This window comes from Paenibacillus sp. GYB006 (assembly GCF_036577645.1).
Taxonomy (GTDB): Bacteria; Bacillota; Bacilli; order Paenibacillales; family Paenibacillaceae; genus Paenibacillus.
In genome coordinates this window covers 1-1,443 of record NZ_JARBDA010000044.1, presented here as the reverse complement: position 1 = coordinate 1,443, position 1,443 = coordinate 1, and the positions used below count along the sequence as shown (strand labels likewise).

Below are 1,443 nucleotides of genomic sequence, written 5' to 3'. Positions count from 1 at the left end.
CCGCCTGGGGAGTACGGTCGCAAGACTGAAACTCAAAGGAATTGACGGGGACCCGCACAAGCAGTGGAGTATGTGGTTTAATTCGAAGCAACGCGAAGAACCTTACCAGGTCTTGACATCCCTCTGATCGGTCTAGAGATAGGCCTTTCCTTCGGGACAGAGGAGACAGGTGGTGCATGGTTGTCGTCAGCTCGTGTCGTGAGATGTTGGGTTAAGTCCCGCAACGAGCGCAACCCTTGATCTTAGTTGCCAGCACTTCGGGTGGGCACTCTAAGGTGACTGCCGGTGACAAACCGGAGGAAGGTGGGGATGACGTCAAATCATCATGCCCCTTATGACCTGGGCTACACACGTACTACAATGGCCGGTACAACGGGCAGCAAAGCCGCGAGGTGGAGCAAATCCTTAAAAGCCGGTCTCAGTTCGGATTGCAGGCTGCAACTCGCCTGCATGAAGTCGGAATTGCTAGTAATCGCGGATCAGCATGCCGCGGTGAATACGTTCCCGGGTCTTGTACACACCGCCCGTCACACCACGAGAGTTTACAACACCCGAAGCCGGTGGGGTAACCGCAAGGAGCCAGCCGTCGAAGGTGGGGTAGATGATTGGGGTGAAGTCGTAACAAGGTAGCCGTATCGGAAGGTGCGGCTGGATCACCTCCTTTCTATGGAGAATCGTTTCCTGAAACGGAAACATTCAAATATATGGAAGCTAAGCTTCCGAGCACACTCACTCGTTGTTCAGTTTTGAGAGAGCAAGACTCTTTCAACTTATACACTATATGATTGAATGGCTTCAATCATGCGTTTGGTGGCGATAGCGGAGGGGTTCCACACGTACCCATCCCGAACACGACCGTTAAGCCCTCCAGCGCCGATGGTACTTGGACCGCAGGGTCCTGGGAGAGTAGGACGCCGCCAAGCGCAACCCTTTATAGGGATGTACAAGCTTCATATTGAGGGCCCTTAGCTCAGCTGGTTAGAGCGCACCCCTGATAAGGGTGAGGTCGGTGGTTCGAGTCCACTAGGGCCCACCATTTAACTTAATAATCCCATTATGGGGCCATAGCTCAGCTGGGAGAGCGCCTGCCTTGCACGCAGGAGGTCAGCGGTTCGATCCCGCTTGGCTCCACCAAAAACATTTTTCAAACTTGATCCTTGAAAACTAGATAACGAAACAATTTTGCGATTTTAGAAATATCCTTTAAGCTGAACTTGTGTTAAACAAGTGAAGATTAATAGATTGCTTAGCGAAATTTTTGAATGATGAACGACTTTTGGCGAATGCCAACCGGAGTGAATCAGTCAAAAATGAGCATATGGTTAAGCTATTAAGAGCACACGGAGGATGCCTAGGCGCTAGGAGCCGATGAAGGACGTGGCGAACAACGATACTGCCTCGGGGAGCTGTACGCAAGCTTTGATCCGGGGATGTCCGAATGGG

General features: G+C 51.6%; 2 tRNA genes and 3 rRNA genes. All 5 read left to right on the top strand.

The features are described from left to right. Positions 1-664: ribosomal RNA gene (locus PV403_RS24780) — 16S ribosomal RNA — on the top strand; the annotation flags it as partial. Between the two features lie 142 nt (positions 665-806). Continuing rightward, positions 807-923 (top strand): 5S ribosomal RNA (gene rrf / locus PV403_RS24775). A gap of 36 nt (positions 924-959) precedes the next feature. Further along, positions 960-1,036, top strand: a tRNA-Ile gene (locus PV403_RS24770). A 22-nt stretch (positions 1,037-1,058) separates the two neighbouring features. Further along, a tRNA-Ala gene (locus tag PV403_RS24765) sits at positions 1,059-1,134 on the top strand. Positions 1,135-1,320: 186 nt separating this feature from the next. After that, positions 1,321-1,443, top strand: a 23S ribosomal RNA gene (locus tag PV403_RS24760); the annotation flags it as partial.